This window comes from Butyrivibrio sp. DSM 10294, from assembly GCF_028539135.1.
Classification (GTDB): Bacteria; Bacillota; Clostridia; order Lachnospirales; family Lachnospiraceae; genus Butyrivibrio.
In genome coordinates this window covers 297,169-319,971 of the sequence record NZ_JANSWL010000088.1, presented here as the reverse complement: position 1 = coordinate 319,971, position 22,803 = coordinate 297,169, and the positions used below count along the sequence as shown (strand labels likewise).

24 protein-coding genes are annotated in these 22,803 nt (G+C 44.1%); all 24 read left to right on the top strand.

The window, feature by feature from the left end; translation table 11 throughout:
* Positions 1-31: 31 nt before the first annotated feature.
* Entirely contained in the window at positions 32-1,243 is a 1,212-nt protein-coding gene (locus NXH67_RS17525; RefSeq protein ID WP_272798192.1) for an ATP-grasp domain-containing protein, read from the top strand.
* A gap of 334 nt (positions 1,244-1,577) precedes the next feature.
* On the top strand, positions 1,578-1,754 hold the full coding sequence (locus NXH67_RS18475; protein WP_022778488.1) for a flagellar FlbD family protein: 177 nt from the start codon (positions 1,578-1,580) through the stop codon (positions 1,752-1,754).
* A 67-nt stretch (positions 1,755-1,821) separates the two neighbouring features.
* The gene (locus NXH67_RS17520; protein ID WP_022778489.1) at positions 1,822-2,625 is read left to right on the top strand and encodes a motility protein A; all 804 of its coding nucleotides are present in this window, start codon (positions 1,822-1,824) and stop codon (positions 2,623-2,625) included.
* A complete protein-coding gene (locus tag NXH67_RS17515; RefSeq protein WP_022778490.1) occupies positions 2,625-3,458 on the top strand; it encodes an OmpA/MotB family protein in 834 nt (277 codons plus the stop codon). The genes NXH67_RS17520 and NXH67_RS17515 overlap by 1 nt, the downstream gene beginning before the upstream one ends.
* A 20-nt stretch (positions 3,459-3,478) precedes the next feature.
* Positions 3,479-4,018 (top strand): flagellar basal body-associated FliL family protein, encoded by a 540-nt coding sequence (locus tag NXH67_RS17510; protein WP_022778491.1) that lies wholly within the window; start codon positions 3,479-3,481, stop codon positions 4,016-4,018.
* A gap of 40 nt (positions 4,019-4,058) precedes the next feature.
* A complete protein-coding gene (gene fliM / locus NXH67_RS17505) occupies positions 4,059-5,042 on the top strand; it encodes a flagellar motor switch protein FliM (protein ID WP_022778492.1) in 984 nt (327 codons plus the stop codon).
* Between the two features lie 3 nt (positions 5,043-5,045).
* Positions 5,046-6,278, top strand: coding sequence for a flagellar motor switch phosphatase FliY (fliY, locus tag NXH67_RS17500; RefSeq protein WP_022778493.1), 1,233 nt, complete (start codon positions 5,046-5,048; stop codon positions 6,276-6,278).
* 16 nt (positions 6,279-6,294) lie between these two features.
* Positions 6,295-6,636, top strand: coding sequence for a flagellar biosynthetic protein FliO (locus NXH67_RS17495; RefSeq protein ID WP_022778494.1), 342 nt, complete (start codon positions 6,295-6,297; stop codon positions 6,634-6,636).
* Positions 6,636-7,574, top strand: coding sequence for a flagellar type III secretion system pore protein FliP (gene fliP, locus NXH67_RS17490; protein WP_272798191.1), 939 nt, complete (start codon positions 6,636-6,638; stop codon positions 7,572-7,574). The genes NXH67_RS17495 and fliP overlap by 1 nt, the downstream gene beginning before the upstream one ends.
* A 45-nt stretch (positions 7,575-7,619) precedes the next feature.
* On the top strand, positions 7,620-7,892 hold the full coding sequence (gene fliQ, locus NXH67_RS17485; protein ID WP_022778496.1) for a flagellar biosynthesis protein FliQ: 273 nt from the start codon (positions 7,620-7,622) through the stop codon (positions 7,890-7,892).
* A 21-nt stretch (positions 7,893-7,913) separates the two neighbouring features.
* The gene (locus tag NXH67_RS17480) at positions 7,914-8,699 is read left to right on the top strand and encodes a flagellar biosynthetic protein FliR (protein ID WP_022778497.1); all 786 of its coding nucleotides are present in this window, start codon (positions 7,914-7,916) and stop codon (positions 8,697-8,699) included.
* Positions 8,674-9,828, top strand: coding sequence for a flagellar biosynthesis protein FlhB (flhB, locus tag NXH67_RS17475; protein ID WP_022778498.1), 1,155 nt, complete (start codon positions 8,674-8,676; stop codon positions 9,826-9,828). Before NXH67_RS17480 ends, flhB begins: the two co-directional genes overlap by 26 nt.
* 50 nt (positions 9,829-9,878) lie before the next feature.
* Complete coding sequence (flhA, locus tag NXH67_RS17470; protein ID WP_022778499.1) at positions 9,879-11,936, top strand: flagellar biosynthesis protein FlhA; 2,058 nt, start codon at positions 9,879-9,881, stop codon at positions 11,934-11,936.
* Between the two features lies 1 nt (position 11,937).
* Positions 11,938-13,224: a flagellar biosynthesis protein FlhF gene (gene flhF / locus NXH67_RS17465; protein ID WP_272798190.1), complete on the top strand. Its 1,287-nt coding sequence runs from the start codon at positions 11,938-11,940 to the stop codon at positions 13,222-13,224.
* 13 nt (positions 13,225-13,237) lie between these two features.
* Positions 13,238-14,176, top strand: coding sequence for a MinD/ParA family protein (locus tag NXH67_RS17460; protein ID WP_022778501.1), 939 nt, complete (start codon positions 13,238-13,240; stop codon positions 14,174-14,176).
* Between the two features lie 33 nt (positions 14,177-14,209).
* The gene (locus tag NXH67_RS17455) at positions 14,210-14,929 is read left to right on the top strand and encodes a flagellar brake protein (RefSeq protein WP_022778502.1); all 720 of its coding nucleotides are present in this window, start codon (positions 14,210-14,212) and stop codon (positions 14,927-14,929) included.
* A 2-nt stretch (positions 14,930-14,931) separates the two neighbouring features.
* Positions 14,932-16,002, top strand: a complete 1,071-nt coding sequence (locus NXH67_RS17450; protein WP_022778503.1) for a protein-glutamate methylesterase/protein-glutamine glutaminase — start codon at positions 14,932-14,934, stop codon at positions 16,000-16,002.
* Between the two features lie 140 nt (positions 16,003-16,142).
* Positions 16,143-18,266, top strand: coding sequence for a chemotaxis protein CheA (locus NXH67_RS17445; RefSeq protein WP_272798189.1), 2,124 nt, complete (start codon positions 16,143-16,145; stop codon positions 18,264-18,266).
* A 24-nt stretch (positions 18,267-18,290) separates the two neighbouring features.
* Positions 18,291-18,785, top strand: a complete 495-nt coding sequence (locus tag NXH67_RS17440) for a chemotaxis protein CheW (RefSeq protein ID WP_022778505.1) — start codon at positions 18,291-18,293, stop codon at positions 18,783-18,785.
* A 15-nt stretch (positions 18,786-18,800) separates the two neighbouring features.
* Complete coding sequence (locus NXH67_RS17435; RefSeq protein ID WP_022778506.1) at positions 18,801-19,433, top strand: chemotaxis protein CheC; 633 nt, start codon at positions 18,801-18,803, stop codon at positions 19,431-19,433.
* A 14-nt stretch (positions 19,434-19,447) separates the two neighbouring features.
* Positions 19,448-19,933, top strand: coding sequence for a chemotaxis protein CheD (locus tag NXH67_RS17430; protein ID WP_022778507.1), 486 nt, complete (start codon positions 19,448-19,450; stop codon positions 19,931-19,933).
* Positions 19,930-20,331 (top strand): hypothetical protein, encoded by a 402-nt coding sequence (locus tag NXH67_RS17425; protein ID WP_022778508.1) that lies wholly within the window; start codon positions 19,930-19,932, stop codon positions 20,329-20,331. The genes NXH67_RS17430 and NXH67_RS17425 overlap by 4 nt, the downstream gene beginning before the upstream one ends.
* Before the next feature lie 19 nt (positions 20,332-20,350).
* Positions 20,351-21,124, top strand: coding sequence for a FliA/WhiG family RNA polymerase sigma factor (locus NXH67_RS17420; protein ID WP_022778509.1), 774 nt, complete (start codon positions 20,351-20,353; stop codon positions 21,122-21,124).
* Positions 21,125-21,142: 18 nt separating this feature from the next.
* On the top strand, positions 21,143-22,720 hold the full coding sequence (locus tag NXH67_RS17415; RefSeq protein ID WP_272798188.1) for a DUF342 domain-containing protein: 1,578 nt from the start codon (positions 21,143-21,145) through the stop codon (positions 22,718-22,720).
* The last annotated feature ends 83 nt before the right edge of the window (positions 22,721-22,803 follow it).

Genomic DNA, 22,803 nt, shown 5'->3' with positions numbered 1-22,803 from the left:
TTTGGTTTTCGAGTAAAAAAGGAGAGAAGTAATGAATTTTTGTTTTATATCACCTAATTATCCTGAGTGCTACGGCAATTTTTGCGACAGATTAAAAAAGAACGGCGTTAATGTCCTTGGTATCGGCGATGCTCCCTATGATGAGCTTTCTGATATGCTTAAGGAGGCACTTACCGAGTACTACAAGGTTGATTCACTTATGGATTATGACCAGGTATACAAGGCAGTAGCATATTTCGCATTTAACTATGGAAAAATAGATTGGATCGAATCCCAGAATGAATTCTGGCTTGAAAATGACGCCAGACTCCGCGAGGATTTCAATGTTAATACAGGCGTTAAGGGCAGCGAGATTGATAAATACGTACATAAAGCCATGATGCATCAGATGTATGCAGATGCCATGATCCCTACAGCACCCCAGATCACAATAACTGACCTTAGAAAGGCTAAGCAGTTCGCCAAGAAGGTTGGCTATCCTGTTATTGTTAAGCCCGAGAGAGGAATGGGGGCATCCGGAACCTGGAAGATCAGAGATGACAAGGAACTGAAGGCATTTTTTGATGAGCTTCCCGAGACTACTTATGTTATGGAGAAGTTCCTCTCCGGAAGAATCTGTGCATTCAATGCTATCTATGATGCCAATGGTGAGATAGTATTCGAGCAGTTTATGGAATGTGATCCTATCATGGATGCTGTCGCTGAAGGAAATGATTTATCTTACTTTACAATTCCCAAGGTGCCTCTTAATGTGCATCTTCTTGGAAAAAAGATAATCGATACCCTTGGTGCCAAGTCAGGCCTTGCTCATATTGAATTTATCAAACTTGACCAGGATTATCCTGGAATCGGGAAGAAGGGCGATTTATCAGTACTTGAGCACAACATGAGAGCTCCCGGCGGTTTCACTCTTGATATGATGAACTTTACAGGCTCCTGCGATATCTATGACCTGTACGCAAGAATGGTCAAGGGAGAGGATTTAAAGAAACTGGTTTCCAAGGATACCTATTACTGCGCCTATGCAGCAAGAAAAGAGCATTTCTGCTACAAGTTCTCCCATGAAGAGCTCATGGAGAAGTTCGGCGAAGCTGTTATGATCGACCGTTTTATGCCTGAATCAGATTGGGAAGCTATGGGTCAGTATATGTATATCGCCAAATTCAAGACTTCAAAGCAGGCTGAAAATTTCATGAAAACAGTTCTTGCCAAGAAGGGCTGCGCTGTTCGTGAAATCGCTTAAGAACTTATTTTATATAATAAAATGACGGCTGAAAAATAAATTTTCAGCCGCCATTTTTGTTTTATCAAAAAATTACTGTTTTTTACGTTTATAAGTGGTACAATTATTTTAATACCACAATATATAGTATTATGCCTTTTTATATTTATTGTTTTAGCAAATTAATTTCATATAATTTTTCGTTAAATGAAATTATTCTCCATTTGTGACCAAAATGTGAACATTACATGGAGATTTAGGGGGATAAAAATGATAAAATATAGATAGACAGAAATAAAATTTCAAAATTCTTGAAATAATAGGCTAAATGAAATTCATCGGGGGATGAGATGACATGGACAGCCAATTGCTTATTTTGACCAAGATGGATACACGAAAAATAGTCATTAATTCTCGGTGTATTCAGACAATTGAATCAAGTCCGGACACAGTCATAATTCTAAGCGGGGGAAGGAAACTTATTGTTAAAGAGAGCTTGGATGAGATTGTAAAAATGATCCAGGAAGGATGACCTTGTTGGTCTTTTGTGATTTTCTTATGAACAGGTAGTACAAATATACTATAAGGGGGTATATTACGTGGATATAGCGTCATTACTTGGTGTAGTATTATGTTTCATATTCATGATCCTGAGTATTGTGTTCGGTGCCGGAATCACCGGTGTAAAGTACTTTCTGGATGCTCCTTCTGCTATGATCACATTCGGAGGAGCCTTCATGGCGGTTCTTGCTTCGCGAACCATGCCAAGTTTCATTAACGGTCTGAAGGCTTACACCCTTATCTTTAAGATGCCCAATTTTGACACCAAGGGCACCATCAAACAGATCATCGACCTGTCCAATACAGCCCGTAAGGAAGGACTCCTTGCACTGGAAGAAGCGGCAGGTAATCTTGAAGATGCTTTCATGAAAAAAGGCGTAGGACTTATCGTCGACGGTACAGAACCGGAGCTTGTAAAAAGCATTCTGGAAGCCGAGATCGATGCCATGTCCGAAAGACATAAAGAAAACTATTCATTCTACGGAGACGTTGCCGGCATGGGCCCTTCCTGGGGTATGATCGGTACACTTCTCGGACTGGTTCTGATGCTTCAGAACATGTCAGATCCTTCTTCAATCGGACCGTCCATGGCGGTTGCTCTTATCACTACATTCTATGGTTCAGTTCTTGCTAACTGGTATTGTTACCCGGCGGAGAATAAGTTAAAAGCCAGGGACAATGCGGAATATATGGCAAAAAGTATCATCATTGAAGGTCTGTTATCGATTCAGGCCGGCGAAAACCCCCGTGTTACCGAAGAAAAGCTTAAATCATTCCTTTCACCTGCCGACAGGGCAGCTTATGAGGCAGAGAATGGTTCCAGCGATGGAGGCGGCGAATAATGGCAAAGAAACCTGAAGAGATTAAACCGGGTTTGCCTGCGTGGCAGGGAACTTTCGGTGACCTGATGAATCTTCTTCTTTGCTTCTTCGTTTTGCTTTTCTCAATGGCCAGTATGGATGCAGCGAAGTTTGAAGAGGTGGCAGCATCCTTCAGTTCAGCCTTCGGTATCTTTTCCGGAGGTGAGATGGCAATTGGCAAGGGAGCACTTATTGGAGACGGTGTGTCCCAGCTGACTGAGTTATCTGCTTATACCACATCAATGGGCCTTGCCCAGAGCGGTGATGACGCTGAGGAGGAACGAGATGCGGTGGGAGAGATGGAACAGCAGGAACTCATGGAGGCAGCGGAAGAGGAACAGCTGGAAGCATCCGCTGAGCTTGCTGAGAAGATTGAGAAAGCTCTTGAAGAGGGAGAGATAGAAGATCAGGTTTATGTAAATTACACAAGTCAGTATGTGCAGCTCACAATCCAGGGCGCAATACTTTTTGATTCCGGACAGGTTGATCTTAAGGAGGACGCACTTCCCGTCGTTGACAAAGTGGGACAGATCCTTGAGACCTACGCCGGAGGAACCATCGAGATTGAGGGACATACAGACAACATACCCATGGGAGGAAAAGGAAAGTATTCCAATAACGATGAGCTAAGTTCCGGAAGAGCTCTGTCGGTGTTCTATTATCTTCAAGAGAACACCAACCTGGACCCTTCAAAGATTGTACATACAGGACGAGGGGAATACGACCCAATTGCTGATAATTCCACGGACGAAGGCAGGGCAAGAAACAGACGAGTTGAAATTAAGATCTACAATCCACTTAGCGCTTCTTATTGAGCAGGAGGAAAAAACAGACAATGAAAAAGAACCTTTTATCCATCATTATTCTGGCATTACTTGTTATCAATCTGGGAATGACAGGATTTATGCTTCTTAGCGTCATGTCCACCAATTCCCAGACAGCCAAACTGATATCGGATATAGCAGCTGCTCTTGAACTTGAAGCAAGCGGAGGCTCCGGCGGAGGCTTCGGGGGCTCGGCAGTTCAGCCTGTAGGCGTTGACAACCTTGCTACCTTCGAACTTACCGGCGATGACAAGATGACAATCAACCTGAAGGCAGGAGCCGATGGAAAGACACATTACATGGTTGTGGAAGTTGTATTCTCACTTAATACAGCCAATACGGACTACGCAACAATGGGAAGTTCCGAATCAATGGCAGCAAAGAAGAGCCTTATAAAGGCTAAGGTTCAGGAAGTTCTGTCATCACACACTATGGAAGAGATTCAGGCCAACGAAGCTACTGTTAAGGATGAGATCCTTGAATCTGTTCAGGATCTGTTCGGTTCCAACTTTATCTATGAAGTAAGCTTCTCAAGTGTGCTGTATCAGTAATGTTTTTTACAGAAAAAAGTTTTAAGAGAGGAGAGACATTGTGAGTGAAGTACTGTCACAAAATGAAATAGATAGTCTGCTGGCAGCACTCTCAACCGGTGAGCTTGATGTAGACCAAATGCAGGCCGCGGACGAAAAGAAAGTCAAAGACTATGACTTTAAACGTCCCGCGAAGTTCTCAAAAGAACACCTTCGTACTCTGGAGATGATCTACGAACACTATGGCCGACTTTTGTCTACCACGTTGCCTTTGTATCTTCGTAAGAATGTATCGGTATCAGTGGCCAACTCTGAGACGGTAACATATTCCGAGTTCAGTAACGCCCTGTCAAACCCTGTAATCCTTGGAGTTATCAATTTCCTTCCGTTGCAGGGAACCATCATTCTGGAGCTGCAGGCAAATATAGGTTTTTCCTTTATTGACAGAATGCTTGGAGGTGAGGGAGGAACCCTTGATAAACCAAGACCCTTCACCGACATTGAGATGCCCCTTATAGAGAAGCTTGTTACCATCTGTATGCAGCTGATGGTAGAGCCCTGGCAGAACGTAGCAGGCATCAATCCCGTAATGGAGAGAATTGAGACCAATCCGCAGTTTGCACAGGTTATCTCACCGACGGATATGATCGCCATCGTAACGCTTAACATCAAGATCGGTGATACGGAAGGTCTGATGAACGTCTGTCTTCCATACTTCACTCTTGAGAGTGTTATGGACAAGCTCAATACCAAGTTCTGGTTCTCAACAATGCAGAAGAACAACGACGAGGACTATGAAGAGACCCTTGAAACCATGGTCAAGCACGTTGATGTTCCTGTAAAAGCGATACTTGGTAAGTGCAATGTTTCAGTTAATGATTTTGTACATTTACAGGCCGGAGACATAATAAGGCTTGATAACAGAGTAAATACGGACATGCAGATATATGTAGGAAATCTCTTCAAATTTACTGCATTGCCCGGAACTGCCAAAGACAAGTATGCCGTCAAAATTACGTCGGTTGTAAGAGAGGAGGATGAGTAGAGCATGGATGGAATGTTATCCCAGGACGAAATTAATGCTTTACTGGCCGGTATGGATACTTCCGGCGGTGGAGGTGATGCCGGCGGTGATGGAGCAGGAGATGCTCCGGCCGAGGCTGCTGCCGCATCGGCGCCTGCTGCAGGCGGAATAGATGAGTCACTTCTTACGGATTCCGAAAAGGATGCCATCGGTGAAGTGGCCAATATCAGCATGGGATCATCGGCAACAACGCTGTATTCCCTTGTTAACCAGAAAGTAAATATCACAACCCCACAGGTTGAGCTTGCTACCTGGGAGACTGTGATCAATAACTATGAGAGACCCTGCGTATTTATCCAGATCAAATACACCGTAGGTCTTGACGGAACCAATATCCTGATCCTGAAAGAACACGACGTAATGGTAATCACCGACCTTATGATGGGCGGAGACGGTACCAATACGGAAGGTGAGATCGGAGAGCTCCAGCTGTCAGCCATTTCTGAGGCCATGAACCAGATGATGGGTGCTGCGGCTACGTCTCTTTCCACCATGATCAATCAGAAGGTAGATATCAGCCCACCGCAGGCTACCCTTCTTGACATGATTAATGACGATCCTTCGGATATTGCGGATTTCCTGACAGGAACCTTCGTAAGAATTTCCTTCAAGATGCAGGTCGGAGATCTGGTAGATTCAACGCTTATGCAGTTGTATCCCATAGATTTTGCCAAGACTCTGAAGGATACAGTTATTTCTGGTGATTCAGGCGCTGAAGCTGCTCCTGAACCTGCACCTGCTCCGGCACCCGCGCCCGCTCCGGAAGCTGCTCCGGCACCCGGACCTATGCCTGCTCAGGATCCTTCAATGATGCAGGGAATGCCTCAGATGGGTATGCCCCAGATGGGAATGCCTCAGATGCAGATGATGCCTCAGATGCAGATGATGCCCCAGATGATGAATATGAATATCCAGCCTGCTCAGTTCCAGAATTTTGCAGGTGGAACCACCATTATGGCAGGCGGCGAGAACATCGGTATTATCAAGGATGTACCATTGGAGGTTACCGTAGAACTTGGAAGAACAGCCAAGCCCATTGCGGATATTCTTGATTTTGCACCCGGAACCATCATAGAGCTTGATAAGGTTGCCGGTGAGCCTGTTGACGTACTGGTTAACGGTAAGTTCGTAGCTAAGGGAGAAGTAGTAGTTATCGAAGAAAGTTTCGGTGTCCGTGTAACGGAGATCGTTCAGTAAAAAAGGGAGACCGCAAATGACGGGGAGTACATATTTACAGTTTATTTCGGTCCTGATCATTTTTATCCTGGTTCTTGCGGCAGCCTACTATGTCACCAAATGGATCGCGAATTATCAGAGCGGAATGGGAAATACCGGCAAAAACATCAAGATTATTGAAACCTGCAGGATTTCTCAGACCAAGTATATTCAGATAGTTCAGATAGGCGGCAGATACGTCGCCATAGCAGTGTCCAAGGACCAGGTAACATCACTTGGTGATGTGAATAAGGAAGATCTTATCATCAAGGATGAAACTCAGGAAAACGTTAGCTTCAAAGATATACTTGAAAAATTTAAAGGCGAGAAAAAGGGTTAATGAAGAGACTAAGGGGAGATGGGAATCACAATCTGAAAATCAATCTTAAGAAGGGGCTGATCTCAGCTCTTGCTTTAATTGGCATGTTCGCATTTCTTTCTTTTTCCATTCCTATTTCAGCCGGTGCTACGGAGAATATCATCCAGGATTCAACACCTACGGATCCAACCCTTGATGAGGATCAGCATCTGACGGGGGAGAAGGATGAGAGGACCAATATCAATCCGCCTGGCGTATCCGAGGATCCTGAAGACCTTCAGGAACTTAATATTGCCAATACCGTTACGGTAACCTATGACAACGGCAACGGATCCCTCAACGGTGCGCTTAGGATACTCATTACTTTAACGCTTATTTCTCTTGCACCGACTCTTATCGTAATGATGACTTCTTTTACCAGAGTCATTGTTGCGCTTCACTTTACAAGAACGGCTATAGGTACTCAGACTTCGCCGCCCAATATAGTAATCATCGGAATCGCTCTTTTTATGACGTTGTTCATTATGCAGCCTACGTTAAAAGAGGCTTATGATACGGCGGTTGTGCCCTTTGAAGACGGTCAGATGAATCAGAAGGAGTTTTTTGACACCGCAATGAAGCCCTTCAGGCAGTTCATGTACGGCCAGACTCAGACCAAGGATGTAAGGCTTTTCATGGAGATTGACAAAATAGAGTGGGATGGCGAGCTGGAGAGCATTCCCAATATTGTTCTGGTTCCAAGTTTCATCGTCAGTGAACTTCGTACTGCATTTATCATAGGATTTTTGATCTATGTTCCTTTTATTGTAATAGACATGGTTGTGGCGTCGGTACTTATGAGTATGGGTATGATGATGCTGCCGCCCACAACAATTTCGCTGCCCTTCAAGATTCTGCTCTTTGTCCTGGCTGACGGATGGAGTCTTGTGATCGGCAATCTGGTGAAATCGTTCTATTGATATTTTAAGAATTAAGTCATTAAACCATATGAGGGAGGGAAGATAATGATCACAATTTCAGATATCAACTTAATAATCAGCGAAGCCCTCTATATGGTTATCAAGATGTCACTGCCTATCCTTTTGACATCGATGGTAATCGGTCTTATTATTTCAATCTTTCAGACCGTTACGTCAATTCAGGAACAGACCCTTACCTTTGTGCCCAAGGTAATCGGAGTATTTGTAATGATAATGCTTCTTGGCAACTGGATGCTTACCGAATTATCGGGATATATCATTTCTCTCTGGTCGGATTTTTCCAAATATGTCCGATAAGGCGAAGGAGAGGACGGGGCCATGATTGATTATTCCTTCAGCTACGGAGATCTTGAGATATTTCTATTGATCTTTGTAAGAGTTACAAGCTTTATATTCGTCGCCCCCTTCTTTGGAGGAAGACAGACACCTAACCTGGTTAAGATAGGTTTTGGCCTGCTACTTGCGATACTTTTGTACGGTGCAGTGCCTTTTAATCCGCCGGCATACAATACGATAACCGGATACACCGTTATTGTGTTAAAAGAGGTTATGGTCGGCTGGGTTATCGGCTACGCAGTCATGATCTGTGAACTGATAGCCAATTTCGCAGGAACCGTCGTTGATATGCAGATCGGTCTGTCAATGGTTTCGCTGTTTGACCCAAATACCAACGAGCAGGTTTCAATTACGGGAACAATTTATTCACAGGTTCTCACAATGATGCTTATTATCACGGGAATGTATCAGTACATACTTAGGGCACTTGCAGATACATTTACCCTTGTTCCGATAAACGGTGCGGTGATCAATCCCGACAGATTCCTTGAATCCATGCTTGTTTTTATGAGGGATTACATTGTTATAGGTTTCAGAATCTGTCTTCCGGTATTTATCATCACCTTTATTACCAACGTTGTACTTGGCGTACTGGCTAAGGTATCGCCGCAGATGAACATGTTCTCTGTTGGTATTCAGATCAAGATCATCGTTGGACTAATGATAATGTTCATCACCGTTACAATGCTGGATGATGCTGCCAACTTTATTTTCATTAACATGAAGGAGCTGATGGAAAGATTTGTTTACAGCTTGCAGAGCGGCTGAAGAAGAGAGGTTTCAGCTTCGAATAGAATATAACCTGCAGTTCTTCGCTGAAGATGCCAACGGTGCTGAGAAAACCGAGCAGCCCACCGCCAAAAAGCTGGATGATGCCAGAAAAGAAGGGCAGGTTGCGAAGAGCCAGGAAATCGCCACTGCCTTCAGCTTACTCGCTTTGTTTTTGATACTTCGTTTTGGCTATGGCTTCATGGGCGAGAACTTTGTAGGTATATTTGGAAGAGTGTATGACAACATTCCAAATATTGCCAGAACCTATGACGGACATCTTCCCTGGGCTTATATAACAAGCACGCTTAATAACGCAATGCTGACAATGCTGCTATTGTGTGCACCATTTTTCCTGATAGGTTTCCTGATCGCATTCTTGAGCGACATTGTTCAGGTAGGATTTAAACCAACCTCCAAGCCGCTGCAGCCTAAGCTCTCCAAGCTCAATCCTATCTCAGGTATGAAGAAGATCTTTTCGACAAGAAAACTCTTCGAGCTGGCTAAGTCAATACTTAAGCTCCTTGTTATGGCTGTGGTTATATATTCATTTTTTATCGGCAGAGATGAGAGCCTGTTCCTTTTGTATGACATGCCTCTCAGACAGGCAATTGGCCTTATGGGAAATCTTATTTTTGACTTGGGACTTCGAATTGCCATAGCATACATGATAATTGCCTTAGCGGATCTTATTTATCAGAGACGCAAGTTTAACAAAGATATGATGATGACCAAGCAGGAAGTTAAGGACGAGTTCAAGAACTCCGAAGGAGACCCTGCCGTTAAATCAGCTCAGAGAAGGAGAATGATGCAGGCGTCCCAGAGACGTATGATGCAGCAGCTCCCTCAGGCCGATGTAGTCATCACCAACCCTACACATTACGCAGTGGCCATCAAATATGATGCTGAGGAACAGGAAGCACCAATGGTCATCGCCAAAGGTGCCGATTATCTGGCTCAGAGGATCAAGGAAACAGCCAGAGAAAACGGCGTTGAGATTGTTGAGAACAAGCCCCTTGCCAGGATGCTCTATGCCAACGTTGAAGTCGGCGAGCTGGTACCGCCGGAGCTGTACAAGGCGGTTGCTGAGGTTCTTGCATATGTTTATCACTTACAGGGCAAGGTATGATAGTACTTTTTTTAGCTGTACTGTCAAATACTTAGAAAGGGGGACATGGGATGGATAAAAAAAGAATAGTCGATCGAATATATGACTACGGCCTGGCGCTGTATATCGTGGCAGCGGTTGTAATGCTGATCATCCCGCTCCCGGACTGGCTTTTGGATATACTTCTTGCGATGGATATGTCACTTTCCTTTGTAATTATGTTCACCGCAATGTTTGCACAGGATGTTCTGGAGATGTCTTTCTTCCCTACAATCCTGCTTTTTACCACAATTTTCAGAATCGCCCTTAACGTATCCTCCACAAGACTTATTCTTACCCAGGGAAGTGCGGGACAGGTTATCACGGTATTTGGTTCCTTCGTGGGTGGCGGCGATCTGATCGTAGGTGCCATCGTATATGTAATTCTCATCATCGTACAGCTGATGGTCATCAATAAAGGTTCTGAGCGTGTAGCTGAAGTATCAGCAAGATTCACCTTGGACGCTATGCCCGGTAAACAGATGGCTATTGATGCCGACCTTAACACCGGAGCCATTACGGATCAGGAAGCAAGGGCGAGACGAGAGAAGATTCAGGAAGAGGCCAGCTTCTTCGGAGCCATGGACGGTGCCACCAAGTATGTAAAGGGTGATGCTACCGCGGGACTTATTATCACGGCAGTCAACCTCCTGGGCGGTATCGCAATGGGCGTTTTAAGACGTGGAATGGATGTAAATGCAGCTATCGATACTTACTCAATCCTTACCATGGGCGATGGTCTTGTAAGTTCGATTCCTTCCCTGATGATCTCCATGAGTACCGGTATTCTGGTTACCAAGGGATCAAAAGAAGCGGATTTCGGTCATGTGCTTATCAATCAGCTATTTGGTATGCCAAAGACGTTGTACCTTGTAGGCGGTGTAGTTGCAGGACTTGGTATTTTATCACCGCTTCCTACGGTACTGTATGTTACCTTCGGAGCAGGATTTATCCTACTTGGAAGAGTTGCCAGCAGAACTATTGAAGAGGTCAAGACAGAGACGGAAGTTGCTACACCTGAAGAACAGCAGGCTGAGGAGATCAGACAGCCCGAGAATGTTACCAGCCTTCTTCAGGTTGATCCTATAGAGCTTGAGTTTGGCTACGGTATTATACCTCTTGCTGATGTCAATCAGGGTGGAGACCTTCTTGACCGAGTTGTTATGATAAGGCGTCAGGTAGCACTGGAACTTGGTACGGTGGTTCCCATCATTCGACTGAGGGATAATATTCAGTTGAATCCTAATCAATATATCATTAAAATTAAAGGTATACAGGTAAGTGATGGCGAAATTTTGTTTGATCATTATATGGCCATGAATCCCGGACATGTCGAGGACGAGATCACTGGTATTCCAACCTTCGAGCCTTCCTTCCATCTACCTGCGATCTGGATCACGGAAGGACAGCGTGAGAGGGCGGAGAGCCTTGGTTACACTGTAGTAGATCCGCCATCGATCATTGCTACGCACCTTACTGAGATTATAAGAGAGCACATCGCCGAGCTTATGACCAGACAGGATGTGCAGAATCTTGTTGATAATCTCAAGGAGAACAATCCCGCTCTTGTTGACGAGCTTGTGCCTAAGCTCATGAGTCTTGGAGAGATTGAGAAAGTGCTTCAGAATCTCCTGCGTGAGGGCGTATCTATCAGAGACCTTGTTACGATATTTGAGACACTGGCTGATTTTGCTCCGTCCACAAGAGATCCCGATATTCTTACGGAGTATGTAAGACAGAGTCTTAAGAGAGCAATTTCAAGCAAATATTTTGCTGTGGGTGAAACAACTTCGGTAGTCACTCTGGATCCTAAGGTTGAACAGGAGATCCTAAGCAGCGTAAAACAGACAGAGACCGGAGCTTATCTGACTCTGGATCCTGCCAGAACGAAATCCATTCTGAATGCTGTAGGGGAACAGGTACAAAAGCTGGAGGAAGCCGGCAAACAAGCTATTATAATGGCTTCGCCCATTGTCAGAATGTATTTCAAGAAGATGACCGAGGATTACTACAAGGATTTGGTTGTAATTTCCTACAACGAAGTGGAACCTAACATAGAATTGCAATCAGTGGGGATGGTAACTGCATAATATGATCATTAAAAAGTATGTTGGAAAAACTGAAAGTGAAGCAACAGATGAGGCTAAGAAGGAGCTTGGGCAGAACATCGTCGTTATGAACGTAAGACCCATGAAAAAAAGCGGATTTCTTGCGCTGTTTCAGTCTCAGAAAATCGAGGTGACGGTGGCTCTTGAGGAGGAGACAGAGAAACCGCAGAGGACTTTTTCTCCCGATAAGAACTCAAGGCCGACTCCGAGAAAGCCTGTAATCGATGAGGCAGTGAAGGATACAGCTCAGGCTCTCGGCGCCGTTACACAGTCAATGCCTTCTGCGCCCGCAAGGCCAAAGGATATCATCGATGAGAGCAGCGCTATCGAGGAAAAACTCGATAATCTCAGTAGCCTCCTGGAGAAAAATATTAAATTCAGTGAAAAAGATGACGTTTCAAAGGAACTTAAGGAGCCTGCCAAATCAGGACTTGAGACCCTGAGAACGCCCAAGCAGAGCGACATCTCCGAGGAGACTCTGTCCTTCATAAAACTGTTGTATAATACTCTTATAGAGAATGAAGTTGATGAGATCTATGTCAATCAGCTTACGGATGAAGTTGAGAAAATATGTAAACCCGGAATGCCCTTTGACTTTGCTCTGTCCAATGTATATCAGAAGATGGTACTTAAGTTTGGCAAATCCGAACCCATAGATAACGTTGAGAACGGGCCGAGAGCAGAGATCTTTGTCGGACCCACCGGTGTTGGTAAGACCACTACAATTGCCAAACTGGCAACGGATCTTACAGTTAATCAGAAGAAAAAAGTAGCACTTTTGACAGTTGATACATACAGAATTGCAGCAGCGGAGCAGCTAAGAACCTACGCTTCAATAATCGGAATTCCCTTCAGAGTTGTATACTCCGAGGATGAGATGAGGCAGGCTGCAGAAGATTTCAAGGATTATGACTACATCATGGTAGATACGGCCGGACATTCGCTTAAGAACGAGGAACTCAAGGAGAGCGTTGAGAACTTTATCAGAGTTCTGGAGGATGTGATGGAATGTGAGAATTTCCTCGTTTTGTCAGCTACTACCAAGTACAGAGATCTGATAGAAATTGCTGATTGTTATTCATCCATGGTGGCTTACAAGCTGATCTTTACCAAGATGGATGAAACCGGAGCCAAGGGTAACCTCTATAATGTCAGAATGCATACAGGGGCACCTATAGCATATATCACCAACGGTCAGAATGTTCCGGATGATATAGCCGTATTTGACGCTCAGCGTATCGTTAAACATTTATTGGGTGGAAAGAATTAATTCGGGGATTATTATGGATCAGGCACAACAACTACGAAATATCATAAAAAGTCAGGGTGTGCCCCAAAGACCGCTTGCCAGAATCATTACCGTTACCAGCGGTAAAGGAGGTGTAGGCAAGTCCAATGTGGCCATAAACCTTGCGGTTCAGTTCAGAAAAATGGGTAAGAGGGTTATTATTCTCGATGCGGATTTCGGACTGGCCAATATAGAGATAATGTTCGGAACCATTCCGAGACATAATCTATCGGATCTTATTTATCAGGGCAAGAATATCAAGGATATCATAACCTGGGGACCTGAAGGAGTCGGTTTTATCTCAGGCGGATCAGGAATATCCGGCATGTACAATCTAAGCCGCGATTATCTTGTTTATATTATCGTAAATCTTGCCGAACTTGATGCAATTGCTGATATAATAATAATAGATACAGGAGCGGGTATTTCCAGTGCAGTAATGGAGTTCCTTGTAGCCAGTGGTGAGATTATTCTGGTTACAACTCCGGAGCCGACATCAATTACGGATTCCTATTCGCTTTTGAAGGCTCTTAATCAGACGCCGAGGTTCTCAAGAGACTTCACCAAGGTCAAGGTTGTTTCCAACAAGGTATCCTCCGACGAAGAAGGTCAGCAGTTGTTTAACAAATTAAATGCTGTCGTCGCAAGATATTTGAAACTCCCACTTACCTATATGGGGGCGATACCGCAGGATCAGATGCTGTCAAGGAGCGTGATGCAACAGTCACCTGTTTCACTTCAGTATCCCAATGCCAAGTCGGTTAAGGCTTTTGAGAGAATCGCCGGAGAACTGGTAAGTCCGGCTGAGGCAAAGGAGATTAAGCAGAGGGGAATGGCTGCTTTTTTCTCACATATCATAACAGGCAGGAAACTGAGCAGTGCTCAAATGCCGGGGACAAGCGGCCCTGTCAATTTACAAAACACTACCAACTAATTTCTTATGAGAAAATGGAGAAACTGACAATTTATGCTGGCTGATTACATTTCACCGGGAAACAGAGTAGAACTGAAAGCTACCGGCAAAATCTGGATGGATGAGGATGCTAGGACAAAGCAGATCTACATGAGTAAGGTCATGGATATCACCTCTGACGACAGGATAGAGGTGCTGATGCCCTTTGAGAAGGGAAAACTTGTGCTGCTGCCTGTGGACGGAGAGTACAGTTTGTGCTTTTACTCCACCAAGGGACTTTTCCAATGCTATTCCAGGATTGTAGACCGGTACAGAAGCGACAACATGTATATTTTGGTGCTGGATCTGACGAGCAACCTGCAAAAGCTCCAACGAAGGGAATATTACAGATTCAGCTGCGCTTTGGAACTTAAGTCAAGGTTATGTAGCACCGAAGAATTTGAAGCCTTCAAGAGAAACAGAAAATATCTTGTTGATCCGGGTTCCCTTGAAAAAAGTGTTGTGGTAGATATCAGCGGAGGAGGCCTGAGATTTGTTGCCAACTTCATGTACGAGGAAGGAAGTACGATCTACTGCTCCTATAGACTACCGGGAAATATTAACGATAAAGAGTACGAAATGATATGCAATGTTCTAAAGGTTCAAGAGCTGGAAGCCAAGCCTGGCCTGTATGAACACAGAATTCAGTATATTTACATTGACGAGACTTCCAGAGAAGATATTATACATTTTATCTTTGAAGAAGAACGAAAAATAAGAAAGAAGCAAACTTAATTATGAAAAAAATTTTGATTATTGATGACTCTGCACTTATGAGAACCGTCCTCAGTGATATCATTAATTCAGATTCAAGATTTCAGGTAGTAGATAAGGCTAAAGACGGTGTTGAAGGACTTGATTTACTTAAAAAGAAGACCTATGACGCCGTTGTTCTCGACATTAATATGCCGAGAATGGATGGAATCACAATGCTCAAGGAGCTGAATAAGGCCAAGATCAAGGCCAAGATCATGATGGCCAGCACCGACACGAAAGAGGGTGCCAAGGTTACCATGGATGCCCTGGATCTGGGAGCACTGGATTTCGTTCATAAGCCGGATAGAGCTTCGGAGTGTAGGGGAGAGGACTTTACCAAGACCTTTATTAACACTCTGGCAGCCGTAGCCGATTCCAAGGCACCTGTTTCAACCAAGAGTTTCTCCATGGAAGATGTGAAAGAAACCAAGAAGGTTGTGGATCTTGTCAGCAAATCTGCCAGCAAGATAACAGGTAACAGAATTGTAGCAGTGGCAAGCTCTACGGGAGGACCAAGAGCTCTTCAGGCAGTAATACCAAAACTTCCTAAGAATCTGAAAACGCCGGTTGTACTTGTTCAGCATATGCCGGAAGGCTTTACCGCATCTCTTGCGGAGAGACTTGATTCTCTCTCAGAGGTTAAGGTTAAGGAGGCAGCTGAAGGAGATATCCTGCAGCCGGGAACGGTTTACATCTCTAGGGGCGGCAAACATATGCATATAGTGAAAAACGGGGGCAAAAGCACTATTCACTATATGGATGGTCCCACCAGAGAAGGCGTCAGACCTTGTGCTAACTTCATGTACGAATCTCTCATGGAATCCGATTATGATGAGATTTGTTGTGTAGTTATGACAGGTATGGGTGCTGATGGAACAGAAGGAATTAAAAATCTGAAGACTAAGAAAAAAGTACATGTGATCGGACAGGAAGAGAGTACCTGTACCGTTTACGGAATGCCCAAAGCAGTTGCAACGGCCGGACTTGTTGATCAGGTTGTAAAACTCGATGACATTGCCCGGGAAATCATTATGAATGTCGGCGTGTCTTGAGGGATTTCATTACTTTTTAATTATTCTTTAACAGACTTTTAGCAAATTCCTCTATATGAAATGTCGATATTTAGTACAAAAGTATGCGATAATATACGTGTACTTTTGTACTTAACTTTTCTTATGGAGGTATATAGGTTATGGATGTTTCCCAGTATCTAAGTGTCTTTCTCGATGAAGCTAAGGAGCACCTGCAGTCCCTTAATGATAATATTATGGTTCTGGAGCAGGATCCTGAGAATGAAGATTGTATTAATGAGATCTTCAGATCTGCCCACTCCATGAAGGGTATGGCCGGAACCATGGGCTATACCAGAATGCAGAACCTTACCCACGACATGGAGGACGTATTCTCCGATGTTCGTGCCGGCAAGATCAAGATCAAATCTGCCGATATCGACGTTCTTTTGCAGTGCCTTGATGCTATTCAGGGATATGTTGACAATATCACCGAGAATCAGGATGAAGGAACTGAGGAACATCAGAATATCATAAAGTCTCTTGCTGATATCAGAAATGGTGTAAGTGGTGACGGCGATGCAGCTCCCGCAGCAGCACCTGCAGCAGAGGCAGCTTCCGGCGATGGTGGCGATGCAGCTCCCGGAGCCGACGGAGCATCAGACTACAGGGCAATTCGCCTTGATCCGTCAGTAAAATCCACATTGGAAGAAGCCAAAAATCAGGGTAAGAATATTTTCGGCGTTACCGTTCATATCCAGGAATCCTGCATCCTTAAGGCTGCGAGAGGTTTCCTTGTATTCAAGGGACTGGAAGAGATCGGTGAGATCGCTGTTTCTGATCCCACAACTCAGGATATTGAGGATGAAAAGTTTGAATTCACTTTCTCCCTTATCCTTATTACTGATGAGGCAAAAGAAAAGGTAGAAGAGATAGTTAAGGCTGTTTCTGAAGTTGAGAGCTGTGATTGCGGCGAATTTGATCCCAGCGGCGCGAAAGCTGCAGAGGATAAGGAAGAAGCAGCACCTGCAGCATCAGCAGCACCTGCGCCCGCAGCATCAGCAGCTCCAGCAGCTGCAGCAGCACCCGCAGCCAATACTCCCGCACCTGCAGCAGCCGGCGGCGGAGCAGGCGGCAAGAAGCCTGTTGGTAAGCCCGTTGTTAACAGAACAGTCCGTGTAGATATAGAGAAGCTCGATGTTCTCATGAACCTTGTATCCGAGCTTATTATTGCTAAGAACTCACTTATTTCCGCAGCCAATACATCAGGCGTAAGTAACGTAAATGAACAGATAGAGTATCTTGAGAGTGTAACCACCAACCTTCATGAATCGGTCATGAAAGTTCGAATGGTTCCTATCGAGAGCGTTCTTCAGAAATTCCCTCGTATGATCAGAGACCTTAACAAGACTCTGAACAAGAAGATGGAACTGACCATGACCGGTGAAGAGACAGAAATGGACCGTACCGTGGTTGATGAAATCGGCGATCCTCTGATGCACCTTATCAGAAACAGTGCCGACCATGGTATTGAGTCTGCAGAGCTTCGTGCTCAGCGTGGCAAACCGGAAGTTGGACAGATTTTCCTCCATGCTTATCAGGACGGAAACAGCGTTGTTATCGAAGTTGGTGACGATGGTAACGGTATTGACGCCGAGGCAGTTAAGAATAAGGCCATCGAAAAAGGTGTCGTATCTCCTGAGCAGGCAGCACTTCTTACAGAGAAACAGTGCGTAGAGCTTTTATTCCATCCCGGCTTCTCTACAGCAAAGGTTGTTTCCGAAATCTCAGGTCGAGGCGTAGGCCTTGACGTTGTTAAATCTAAAGTTGAATCACTTTCCGGTGAAGTAACTGTAAAGACCAAGCTTGGTGAAGGATCAACCTGGGTTATCAGACTTCCTCTTACCCTTGCCATCATCCAGGCTCTCATGGTTGTTATCGGAAATGAAAAATATGCGATTCCTCTGGATTCAATTCAGAGTATCGAGGATGTTAATCCTGCAGATCTTAAGCTTGTTGAGAACAAAGAGGTTATCAACCTTCGTGGAAGCGTACTTCCTCTCATCAGACTTAACGAAGTTCTTGATACTGAGTCCACAAGATCACCTGACGAAGACATGGTTGTTGTTATCGCAAGAAAGGGCGATCAGCTCGCAGGTCTTGTAATCGATGAACTCATGGGGCAGCAGGAAATCGTTATCAAGCCTCTTGGCAAATATACCAATAAGTGTAAGCTCATCAGCGGCGCTACTATTCTTGGTGACGGTGAGATTGCTCTTATTCTTGATACCAATTCAATTTTCTGATGAAGATGAAAAGGAGAAATCGTTATGAATGAACTTAGAGATACCGCTGATGTAGGAGAACTTATTCAGTATATCGTTATCAAAATCGATGAAGAGCAATATGGTATCAATATCAAATTTATTGATAACATTGTAAGAATGCAGCAGATTACCCGTGTGCCTAAGGTTGATGATTATCTTAAGGGCGTTATAAATATCCGAGGCGAGATTGTTCCTGTTATGAGTGTTCGCATGAAGATGGGGCTCGCAGAGGAAGAGATTACCAATAAGTCCAGAATCATTATTCTTAAGACTTCAGAGGGCGATCTTGTTGGAATCATTGTTGACCAGGTTAACCAGGTTCTTACACTTGGCTCCAACAATATTGAGAAGGTTCGCTATGATGACAAGAAGAGCAAAGAGGAAACAACCTTCGTAAGCGGAGTTGGTCACTATGATGGAGGACTTGTATCAATTCTTGATCTTGATGCGGTAGTTTCAGAAAAGGAAATTAAAGAGAAGGCAGCAAGCGCAAGCTGATTGGAGGTATGAAACATGGGAGAAATGAGTCTGGACAGCTTATCCAGCCAGTATTTCGATGTCTTAAAGGAGCTTGGTAATATCGGTGCCGGTAATGCCACAACAGCTCTTGCACAGATGATCGGAACCAAGGTTGATATGTCTGTGCCCCAGGTACGACTTCTTGACTTTAAGGATGTCGGAGACCTTATGGGCGGTGCAGAGAAGATCATGGCAGGTATTTACCTCGCCGTTGAAGGAGATATAGACGGAAGTATCATGTTCCTTTTGGGAAAACAGGCTGCAAGACATCTTGTAGATAAACTGATGGGAACCGGAAGTAAACCTGAGGAAGCTGATTTTGATGAGGTTGAGATGTCGGCTCTTAAGGAAGTCGGCAATATTATCACAGGTTCATACCTTAATTCATTGTCAATGATGACGAACCTCAAGCTTGTTCCATCAATTCCGTACGTTGCCATTGATATGGCTGCGGCTATACTGTCAGTACCGGCAATTCAGTTCGGTATGATGGGCGATAAGATACTCCTTATTGAAACACAGTTTTTTGATGAGCTTAAGTTATCCGGTTACTTTATTCTTTTACCTGATGTGGATGGCTATACAAAGATTCTCTCTTCACTGGGAATGGGAGATATTTCACTTTAACGAAGGGGCATTTTATGAGTCAGATTATTAAGGTTGGAATGGCCGATCTGAATATTTGCGTAAGCCCCGACGGTATAACCACACTGGGGCTAGGTTCCTGCGTAGGCATAGCCATAAGGGATCCGGTGACCAAGATTGGCGGACTGGCACATGTTATGTTGCCTGACTCCACTGAGATAAAGAACAATTCCAATATTCCCAAATTTGCCGACACCGGTATTGAAGAACTGGTTAAACAGATTGTGGCTAAAGGTGCGTCCAGATCGAGGCTTGTCGCCAAGATCGCCGGAGGTGCCCAGATGTTTGCGTTCCAGTCAAATAACCAGACAATGCGTGTGGGTGATAGGAATGTTGCGGCTTCTCTTAAGAAGCTTAAAGAACTGAACATACCTGTTCTTGCTCAGGATACAGGTGATTCATATGGAAGAACAGTCATTTTTTATCCGGAAAACGGGAACTATATAATCAGAGCTGTTGGAAAGCCTGAGAAAACGATATGAGTACGGATACAGAAAACCTCGAAAACGAGGAAACCAGAGAAAAAAATAGTTCTTTTGATAACATCGAAGCTATCAAAAAGATCAATACTAAACTGATCACACCACTGATAGTGCTTTCTGCTACTGCCGTGATTGCGGTATTTACGTACTTTAAGCGCTATCCGGTGGGGGATTGGTTTGTTATTGTTTTTTCATCTGTTGTCATTTTCCTGATTATTGGTTTTATTACCGAGAAGATGATAACCGGATTTTTGGAAATTAACTACCAAAAGCTTCTGGCGGAAAAAGAAGAGGCTGACAGACTTGCCGAGGAAGCCAGAAAAGCTATGGAAGCTGAAGCGGGAGATGAAACACAGATAAGTGAAGATCAGGATTTCCCCGCAAATAATATATTCTGAGAATTTGGGGTTGTGACGCATGGATGAAGCGGGAAAGAATAAATTATGGGAAGATTACCATAAGAATAAAACGCAGGAACTGAGGGAACAGCTTATTTTGGAGTATGCTCCTTTGGTTAAGCTTGTGGCCGGAAGACTTAGCATGTACCTTGGATTTAACGTTGAGTACGACGATCTGGTAGGCTATGGCATCTTTGGTCTGATAGATGCTATAGATAAGTTCGATCTGATGAAGGACGTTAAATTCGAGACCTATGCAAGCCTTCGTATTCGTGGTGCGATTTTGGACCAGATAAGAAAGATGGACTGGATTCCAAGAACCATAAGACAGAGACAGAAAAAAATTGATGCCGCAATCCGTGAGATTGAAAGAGATAAAGGACATGTGGCCACAGATGCCGAGATAGCGGCAAAGATGGAAATCTCCGAGGATGAATACGCCAACTGGCAGAGCCAGATGAAGGTTACCGGAGTCGTTTCACTTAACGAATTTATGGACCAGGGCGCAGATATACCGGAGGATGTAAATAACAGAAGCGCTGGATTTGTTAAACCCGAGGAAGCAATTGAAAAAGAAGAGCTTAAGAAAATGCTGGCGCAGTCACTTGAGCTTTTGACAGATAAAGAGAAAAAAGTAATTCTATTGTATTACTATGAAGAACTTACTCTTAAAGAGATAAGCGAAGTTCTGGAGGTATCGGAATCGAGAGTATCCCAGCTTCATACCAAGGCTCTTCATAAAATGAGAGAGAAGCTCGGAGCCTATTTGGGAATTCTCACCAATTCCAGATAATCGATAAGGAGTATTGGCATGGATGGGTATTTTCAGCTTGTTATCACTCCAAAAGGTACTGGATTAAGGGTTTATGCTCCAACTAATGGAGGTGAACCCTTAAATGTTAATGATGTCCGGGACTATTTGGACGACAGAAAAATTCAACATGACGTTGTTATTGTAAATGAAGCTGTGACGAAGGCCGACGGAGAAGTATACATTTTTTCTGAAGCGCAGATTTTGCCTGAAAGAGAAGCTGTAAAATTCGACGTTTCCAAGGACCGTATGACTGTTACGGCCTTTTTTTATCCTCCTTCTGAAGGCGCAGAGCTTATGCAGGAAAAAGAGATTTATGACAGTCTTGCCTACAGGAAGATAACTTTTGGAATACAAAATGATGCAATTCATGGTTTCTTTGAGAGAAGGAGGTACTGCACAGAGATAGTTGTTGCCAAGGGAAAACCTGTAAAGGAAGGCCGCGACGGGGAAGTGGAATACCACTTTAACAAAAGTCTTAGACCAAAGCCAACTCTTAAGCCCGATGGGAGCGTTGATTATTTTAATCTGAATATTATCAATAATGTACAGGAAGGGCAGCTTCTTGCCACATATCATCCTGAAGAACAGGGCGAACCGGGAACCAATGTATATGGAGAGACTGTTAAGCCAAGACCTGTTAAACCTTCAATGATCAAGTTCGGCAAGAACACTACGCTGTCAGAGGATAAGACCACGCTTACGGCAGCTAAATCCGGTCACGTAACGATTAAAGAAGGAAAGATTACTGTTTCTGACGTACTGGTGGTTGAAAATGTCGACGTTAAAACAGGCAATATAGACTGCGAGGGAAGCGTTGAAGTAAAAGGCGTTGTTGCCTCCAATTTCAGTGTGAAAGCCGGAGGAAATGTTATCGTTAAGGGTATTGTGGAAGGTGCCACAATAGAAGCAGGAAACGACGTAATACTGGAAGTTGGTGCTAAAGCCGGAGGAAATATCATCGCCGGCGGTAACGTCATCGCCAAGTTTATTGAGAATGCAAAGATTACTGCCAAAGGCGGAGTAACATGCGAGTGCATACTACATTCACAGGTTATATCCGGAACCGAAGTTAACGTAACAGGTAAAAGAGGTTTCATCGCCGGCGGTAAGGTTATAGCTGCGGAAAAGATAGAAGCCAAGGTTCTGGGATCGGAAATGGGCACAAATACAATAGTTGAAGTAGGTGCAGATCCTCAGGTTAAACTAAGACTAAAAGAAATACAGAAGTCCATGGCTGAGGCAGGTAAGCAAATTGAAGCGATGAGACCTACGTTGGATGGTTTTGGCAAACTACTCAAGGCAGGTGCCAAACTTACTCCTGATCAAATTGCAAACGTAAAAAAGCTTATGGAGCTCGATAAGGCTCTTAAAGCCAAAATGGAATCTGAAGGAGAAGAATACGGCGTCTTAATGGAAAAACTTCAGGAACAGAAAGAGGCTGAAGTACTGGTTGAAGGCATTGCTTACCCGGGAGTTACAGTCAATATTGGTGAGCTTTCTATGATAGTCAAAAAAGAAGCACAACATACGCGATTTGTTGTTGATAAAGGGGATGTACGTTTGGCGCCTTTTTGATATAATTAAGGTGACAAAAAGCTTGCATTACGTGTATGGGGATACATAAAGCTTTTGTCATTACAGGTATGAACAGCAATGAG